Origin of the sequence: Streptomyces regalis (genome assembly GCF_001509475.1) — a bacterium.
Taxonomy (GTDB): Bacteria; Actinomycetota; Actinomycetes; order Streptomycetales; family Streptomycetaceae; genus Streptomyces; species Streptomyces regalis.
The window spans coordinates 1-6,952 of record NZ_LLZG01000120.1 but is presented as its reverse complement, the minus strand read 5'-3'; the positions used below and the strand labels follow the sequence as shown (position 1 = coordinate 6,952).

Genomic DNA, 6,952 nt, shown 5'->3' with positions numbered 1-6,952 from the left:
CGCCGCGGTAGCGGCTGATCGACACGGCTCCTCCGCCTTGCAGCTGGACGCACCAGGCCCCGCTCACCTGCGTTGATGAGGTGCCGTCCCTTGCAGCCGACCTGATCCGCCGGACAGGCCCTAGCGGGCGGCGCCCCGCCGCGCCGGGCTGCGTGCCGCCCCGGCCTCACGGCAGCGCCGAGTGCCGCGGGACACGGCTCGCCGACCAGACGTACCGCTAGACGTACCGCTCCAGGATCGAGCTCTCCGCCAGGCGCGAGAGTCCCTCCCGGACACTCCGCGCCCGGGCCTCCCCGACGCCGTCCACCGTCTGGAGGTCGTCCACGCTGGCGGCGAGCAGCTTCTGCAGGCCGCCGAAGTGTTCCACCAGGCGGTCGATGATCGCGCCGGGCAGCCTCGGCACCTTGGCCAGGAGGCGGAAGCCGCGCGGGGACACCGCTGAGTCCAGCGCCTCCGGGGACCCCGTGTAGCCCAACGCCTTGGCCACGGTGGCGAGTTCCAGGAGCTCGGCGTGGGTGAGGGCGTCCAGCTCGTACAGGGCCTCGTCGACCGTGCGGGAACGCTTGGCCGTCGGCTCGGGGACGTAATCACGCACCACAAGCTCGCGCTCGGGCTCCACGCCCGCGATCAACTCGTCCAGCTGGAGGGCCAGAAGGCGGCCGTCCGTGCCCAGCTCCACCACGTACTCGGCGATCTCGGTCGCGATACGGCGCACCATCTCCAGTCGCTGGGCGACCGCGGAGACGTCGCGGACCGTCACCAGGTCCTCGATCTCCAGCGCTGACAACGTTCCCGCGACCTCGTCGAGGCGGAGCTTGTAGCGCTCCAGGGTCGCCAGAGCCTGGTTGGCGCGGGAGAGGATCGCCGCCGAGTCCTCCAGGACACGGCGCTGTCCGTCGACGTACAGCGCGATGAGCCGCATCGACTGGGAGACCGACACGACCGGGAAGCCGACCTGCTTGCTGACCCGGTCCGCCGTGCGGTGCCGGGTGCCCGTCTCCTCCGTCGGGATCGTCGCGTCGGGCACGAACTGCACGCCCGCCCGCAGGATCTTCGACAGGTCGGACGACAGCACGATGCCGCCGTCGAGCTTGCACAGCTCCCGCAGACGCGTCGCCGCAAACTCGACATCCAGGACGAATCCGCCCGTACACATCGTCTCGACGGTCTTGTCGAAGCCGAGCACGATGAGCCCGCCGGTGTTGCCGCGGAGGACTCGTTCGAGACCGTCCCGCAGTGCTGTGCCGGGTGCCACCGCGCTCAGCGAGGCGCGCATCAGGCCATCGGAACCGGCACTCCCACCGGACTTTCCGGGAGCTGCTACCCGGTCGTTGGCTGCCACTGCACTCCTCCGGTCGCAGGTTCTGGGGCGCTCCCGTTTCGCACACTTGGTTCGTACGGACGGGCGAGACCAGGGCAAAGTCTACCGGCGGTCCTCCTCGTCCCGTGGGGCCTCTCGCCGACGCGAGCGCGGAAGGACCCGGAGGGCGTCCCCTATGTCGGCCACTTCCAGCACCTTCATGCCCGCCGGGATCTTGCCCGGGTCGCCCGGCACGAGCGCGTGCGTGAAGCCCAGGCGGTGTGCTTCGGCGAGCCTGCGCTGCACGCCCGTGACCCGTCTGACCTCGCCCGCGAGGCCCACCTCGCCGATCGCGACGAGGTTCTTGGGCAGGGGGGTGTCGCTGGCGGCGGAGGCCAGCGCGAGGGCGACGGCGAGGTCGGCCGCGGGTTCCGAGAGTTTCACGCCGCCGACCGTCGCGGAGTAGATGTCCCGTTTGCCGAGCGCGCTGATCCGCCCACGCTGCTCCAGCACGGCCAGCATCATCGAGACGCGGGACGTCTCCAGGCCGGACGTCGTACGGCGGGGCGAGGGGATCTGCGAGTCGACCGTGAGCGCCTGGACCTCGGCCACCAGCGGGCGGCGGCCCTCCAAGGTGACCGTCAGGCAGGTGCCGGGGACCGGTTCGGCCCGACGCGTCAGGAAAAGTCCGCTCGGGTCGGCAAGGCCCGTGATGCCCTCATCGTGCAGTTCGAAGCAGCCGACCTCGTCCGTCGCGCCGTAGCGGTTCTTGACGCCCCGCACGAGACGCAGGCGCGCGTGCCGGTCGCCCTCGAAGCTGAGCACCACGTCCACGAGGTGTTCGAGGAGGCGGGGTCCGGCGATGGCGCCGTCCTTGGTGACGTGTCCCACCAGGAGCGTGGACATCCCGCGCTCCTTGGACGCCCGGATCAGGGCGCCGGCCACCTCGCGGACCTGCGCCATACCGCCGGGCGCACCGTCGATCTCCGGGGAGGCCACGGTCTGCACGGAGTCGAGGATGAGCAGGGAGGGCTTCACCGCGTCCAAGTGGCCCAGCACGGCGGCCAGATCGGTCTCGGCGGCGAGATACAGATGGTCGTCGATGGCGCCGATGCGGTCGGCGCGCAGCCGCACCTGGCTCGCCGACTCCTCACCGGTGACATAGAGGGTGCGGTGCTCGTCGCTCGCCGACTTGGCCGCCACGTCGAGCAGCAGCGTGGACTTGCCGACGCCGGGTTCGCCCGCGAGGAGCACCACCGCGCCGGGCACCAGTCCACCGCCGAGCACCCGGTCCAGCTCGGGCACGCCGGTGGACCGCGCGGTGGCCTGCCGCCCGTCGACCTGCCCGATGGGCACCGCGGACGTCGTCACCCGCCCCGGCGTCGTCGTACGGACCGCGGGCGTGCCGTACTCCTCGACCGTCCCCCATGCCTGGCACTCGGGGCAGCGGCCGAGCCACTTGGCCGTCTGCCAGCCGCACTCCGTGCAGCGGTAGGACGGGCGGTCCTTCGTGGTCTTGGTACGGGCAGCCATGCGATGAACCGTAACCGAGCCCACTGACAACGCCGTACGGCTGTGTGTGCAGCTGTGTGTGCAGCGCCGCTTCGGGCTGCCGTACGGCCGCTTCGTCATGCACAAACCATGGAATTCGGCGTTCCTGTCCCCTATTGAGGGATCGTTTCACCCGTATGGATTAAAAGAGCTCAAGCAGGGAGAAGGCGCCTCTCCCGGCCCCCTACGGTCCACCAATGATGAGCAGCAGTCCGGAAACCTCGACCCGCACCGCCGGCGCCCATCGAGCGCACCGGGAGGCGCGTGATCGGGCGGCGGCGCGTACGTTGGCGCAGCGGCCGCCCGCGCGCTACGAGCCGTATCTGGACGGGCTGTTCACCTACTGCCTGTCCGTCCTGTGCGACCACGACGCCGCGACCGCCGCCCTCGGCGACGTCCTCGCGCTCGCCGAGCGGCGCGGGCAGCGGGTGCCGCAGGCCGCCGCGGACCGGCGTCCCTGGCTGTACGCGCTGGCCCGCTGGGCATGCCTGCGCAAGCTGGCCGAGGCCAAGCAGAAACGTCTGGGCAGCCATGCGGCGGGCCGGCCCGGCACCCAGCGGCAGTCGGCGGCACCGACCTCCTGCCCGCCCGTCTCCGAGGAGGTCCAGGAGCAGCGGCGCCGTGAACTCGCCCTGCTCGCCTGGCCGGAGGCCGCCGGCACCACCCCGGAGCAGCGCGAGGCCCTCGAACTCGCCGTACGCCACCACCTCGCCGCCCACGAGGTCGCCGCCGTCCTCGGCATGGACCTGGCCGCCGCCCGCGAGCTGCTCGCCTCCGCGGCCTGCGAGGTCGAGCGCACGCGCGCGGCGCTCGCCGTCGTCGAGACCGGCGCCTGTCCGAGCGTCGCCCGGCTCACCGGCGACAACCAGCTCGTGCTCGGCACGGCCCTGCGCCGCGAGCTCGTCCGGCACGTCGACGACTGCCCCCGCTGTCGCCGTACCGCCGAGCGCGCGATCCCCGGCCGGTGGCCCGGCGCGGCCGTCACCCCCGCCGAACTGCCCGTCCTGGAAGCGCCCCGCGCGGCCCTGCACATGGCCTTGACGCACCGCCCACGCGCGCGAGGCGGCGCCGTACCGCGGTTCGACCGGCGTGGCTTCCCGATGGATCCGAAGGATCGTGCCGCCCGCAGGGACCGGCTACGCGCGCGTGCCGTCACGACGACCGTCGTCGCCACCGTCGTCGCCGCCCCCGTCCTCGCGCTGTGGGCCGCCTACCGGGGCACCCCGACCGGCGAAGGCGTCGACGGCCACTCGGCCAGCGCGAGCGAGGCGCACGGCCCCGGCATGCTCGACGGGGAGACCGCGGACGGCGGCTACGAGAACGCCGGCAATGCGAGCGCCAAGCGCGGTGACCGTTTCGGTGATCGCGACCGACCCGACGTCTTCGTGGAGGTCATCAGCGTCGGCGGCGGGCGCGGGGCGGGCGCCGGGCACCTGGAGGTGTCGGCCGGCAACAGCGGCGACACCACGCTCGTCACCCTCACGGCGACGGGGCGCACGCCGGTGCGCTGGTCCGCGACCACCGGTGCGCACTGGCTGTATCTGAGTCAGTCGACGGGAACGCTGGCGCCCGGCGAGTCGTTGACGATCAAGGTGTACGTCGACCATCTGCGCGAGCCGTCCGGGCACTGGAGCGCGCGCGTGGCGGTCTCACCCGCCGGCGCCCTCGTCTCCATCGAGGGCTACGGCACCGCCCCCAGTCCGTCCGACCCAGGTCACGGCCCGGGCCCTGGCCCGGATCCGTACCCCACCGACCCGACCCATCCCGGCGATCCGACCGCCCCCGGGACGCCGAGCAGCCCGCCGCCCTCGTCCTCCGGGCCCGATCCGACGCCGACGACCTCGGCTCCGCCCGACCCCATGCCCAGCGAGCCGCCGCCCTCGTCGCCCGATCCGTCGCCCACGGCCGGCGAGCCGTCGCCGTCGGGCCCGTCAGGTCCGTCCGGCCCGTCCTATCCGGGGGGCCCGACGCCGCCGCCCAGCGGCAGCGGCGAGCCGAGCCCGTCGGCGTCGTAGTACGCCGGTCGCGCCGTCCGGCCCCCTGGGCGGCCTCCCGGCCGACCCCTCAGCCGACGGGATCAGCCGGATGCGGTGCCAGCAACGGCAGCTGCGACGCCAGTCGCGCCTCGCACAGCTCGACCAGGCGGTCGTAGCCCGCCTTGCCCATGAGCTCGATCAACTCGGGCCGGTAGGACACGTACACCGGGTCACCGGCGCCGTGTGCCGAGGTCGCCGAGGTGCACCACCAGTGCAGGTCGTGGCCGCCCGGCCCCCAGCCGCGGCGGTCGTACTCGCCGATCGACACCTGCAGCACGCGCGTGTCGTCGGGCCGGTCGATCCAGTCGTACGTCCGCCGCACCGGCAGTTGCCAGCAGACGTCCGGCTTGGTCTCCAGCGGCTCGCGGCCCTCCTTCAGGGCGAGGATGTGCAGCGAGCAGCCCGCGCCGCCCGCGAAACCGGGGCGGTTCTGGAAGATGCACGAGCCGTTGTAGGGGCGGGTCTGGCGGTCGCCGTCCTCGTCCTCCGAGACCCAGCCGTGCTCCATGCCCTCGTCGTGGTGCTGCCAGATCTCCGGCGTGAGTCTCGCCACATGCTCGGCGACCCGCTTCTCGTCGTCCTCGTCCGAGAAGTGCGCGCCCAGCGTGCAGCAGCCGTCGTCCGCGCGGCCCGCCTGGATGCCCTGGCAGCCGCTGCCGAAGATGCAGTTCCAACGGGAGGTCAGCCATGTCAGATCGCAGCGGAAGACCTGCTCGCCGTCCGCCGGATCAGGGAATTCCACCCATGCGCGAGCGAAGTCGAGCCCCTTCTCGTCCGGTTCAGGGGAGCCGTTCTTCGGCTTCTTGGGCTTGGTTGCCGCCTTCGCCTGCGAAGAACCCTTGGAGGAATCCTTGGGGGATTTGTCCATCTTTTCGTTCTTCGCCTTTTTCGTCTTTGGCACGGGTCCAGAGTACGGCGTCCGTGGCTGCGGCTTCGAGGACGGAGGATCGCCCAGGTGGCAGTAGCGTTCCGTACATGAGACTCGGTGTCCTCGACGTGGGATCGAACACGATGCATCTGCTGGTGGTGGATGCACACCCTGGCGCGCGCCCGTTGCCCGCGCACTCACACAAGGCGGAGCTGCGCCTTGCCCAACTCCTCGACGACTCCGGGGCCATCGGTCCCGAGGGGGTCGACAAACTGGTCGGCGTCGTCCACGAGGCGTTGCAGGCCGCCGAGGACAAGGGTGTCGAGGAAGTGCTGCCGTTCGCGACGTCCGCGGTGCGGGAGGCCAGTAACGCCGATGACGTCCTCGCGCGCGTGAAGGCTGAGACCGGGGTCGAGCTGCAGGTTCTCAGCGGTGCGGAGGAGGCTCGGCTGACGTTTCTCGCCGCCCGGCGGTGGTTCGGGTGGTCGGCCGGGAAGCTGTTGGTGCTGGACATCGGGGGCGGGTCCCTGGAGATCGCGTACGGCATCGACGAGGAGCCGGATGCCGCGGTGTCGCTGCCGCTGGGGGCGGGGCGTCTCACCGCGGGCTGGCTGCCGGGTGATCCGCCCGATCCCGAGGACATACGGGCACTGCGGCGGCATGTCCGGGCCCAGATCGCCCGTACGGTCGGCGAATTCGCCCGCTTCGGGGCTCCTGATCACGTGGTCGCCACGTCGAAGACCTTCAAGCAACTTGCCCGCCTCGCCGGCGCGGCCCGCTCCGCGGAGGGCGTGTACGTCCAGCGCGAGCTCAAGCGGGAGTCCTTGGAGGGCTGGGTTCCGCGGCTGGCGGGCATGACGGTCGCCGAGCGCGCGGAACTGCCGGGCGTCTCGGAGGGGCGCGCGGGGCAGCTGCTGGCGGGGGCGCTGGTGGCCGAGGGGGCGATGGATCTGTTCGGGGTGGAGACGCTGGAAATCTGTCCTTGGGCGTTGCGGGAGGGCGTGATCTTGCGGAAGCTGGATCATTTGTCGGTGGGGTGACGGGTGCCTTCGGCGGCACCGGCAGGGGCTTCGCCTCACCGTGTCGACGGTCACGTCCCAGCGCCGGTCCGTGCATTTCAGCCCGTCCGGCGTTCGAGGACGAGACGCCCCCATCCCTAGCCCCCACCCACCCGCAGGGGCCTTCGCCTCACTACGC

5 protein-coding genes are annotated in these 6,952 nt (G+C 72.1%); 2 read left to right on the top strand and 3 right to left on the bottom strand.

What is annotated here, in order from left to right; all coding sequences use genetic code 11:
- Positions 1-217: 217 nt before the first annotated feature.
- Positions 218-1,342: a DNA integrity scanning diadenylate cyclase DisA gene (gene disA, locus ADL12_RS18055; protein WP_062703690.1), complete on the bottom strand. Its 1,125-nt coding sequence runs from the start codon at positions 1,340-1,342 to the stop codon at positions 218-220.
- Between the two features lie 81 nt (positions 1,343-1,423).
- Positions 1,424-2,833, bottom strand: a complete 1,410-nt coding sequence (gene radA, locus ADL12_RS18050) for a DNA repair protein RadA (RefSeq protein WP_062703689.1) — start codon at positions 2,831-2,833, stop codon at positions 1,424-1,426.
- 215 nt (positions 2,834-3,048) lie between these two features.
- Here radA and ADL12_RS18045 point away from each other — a divergent pair, with 215 nt between their 5' ends.
- On the top strand, positions 3,049-4,866 hold the full coding sequence (locus tag ADL12_RS18045) for a BACON domain-containing protein (RefSeq protein WP_062703688.1): 1,818 nt from the start codon (positions 3,049-3,051) through the stop codon (positions 4,864-4,866).
- Positions 4,867-4,915: 49 nt separating this feature from the next.
- Here ADL12_RS18045 and ADL12_RS18040 read toward each other — a convergent pair whose 3' ends face one another.
- Positions 4,916-5,788 (bottom strand): DUF3109 family protein, encoded by an 873-nt coding sequence (locus ADL12_RS18040; protein WP_062703687.1) that lies wholly within the window; start codon positions 5,786-5,788, stop codon positions 4,916-4,918.
- Positions 5,789-5,862: 74 nt separating this feature from the next.
- Here ADL12_RS18040 and ADL12_RS18035 point away from each other — a divergent pair, with 74 nt between their 5' ends.
- A complete protein-coding gene (locus tag ADL12_RS18035; protein WP_062703686.1) occupies positions 5,863-6,795 on the top strand; it encodes a Ppx/GppA family phosphatase in 933 nt (310 codons plus the stop codon).
- The last annotated feature ends 157 nt before the right edge of the window (positions 6,796-6,952 follow it).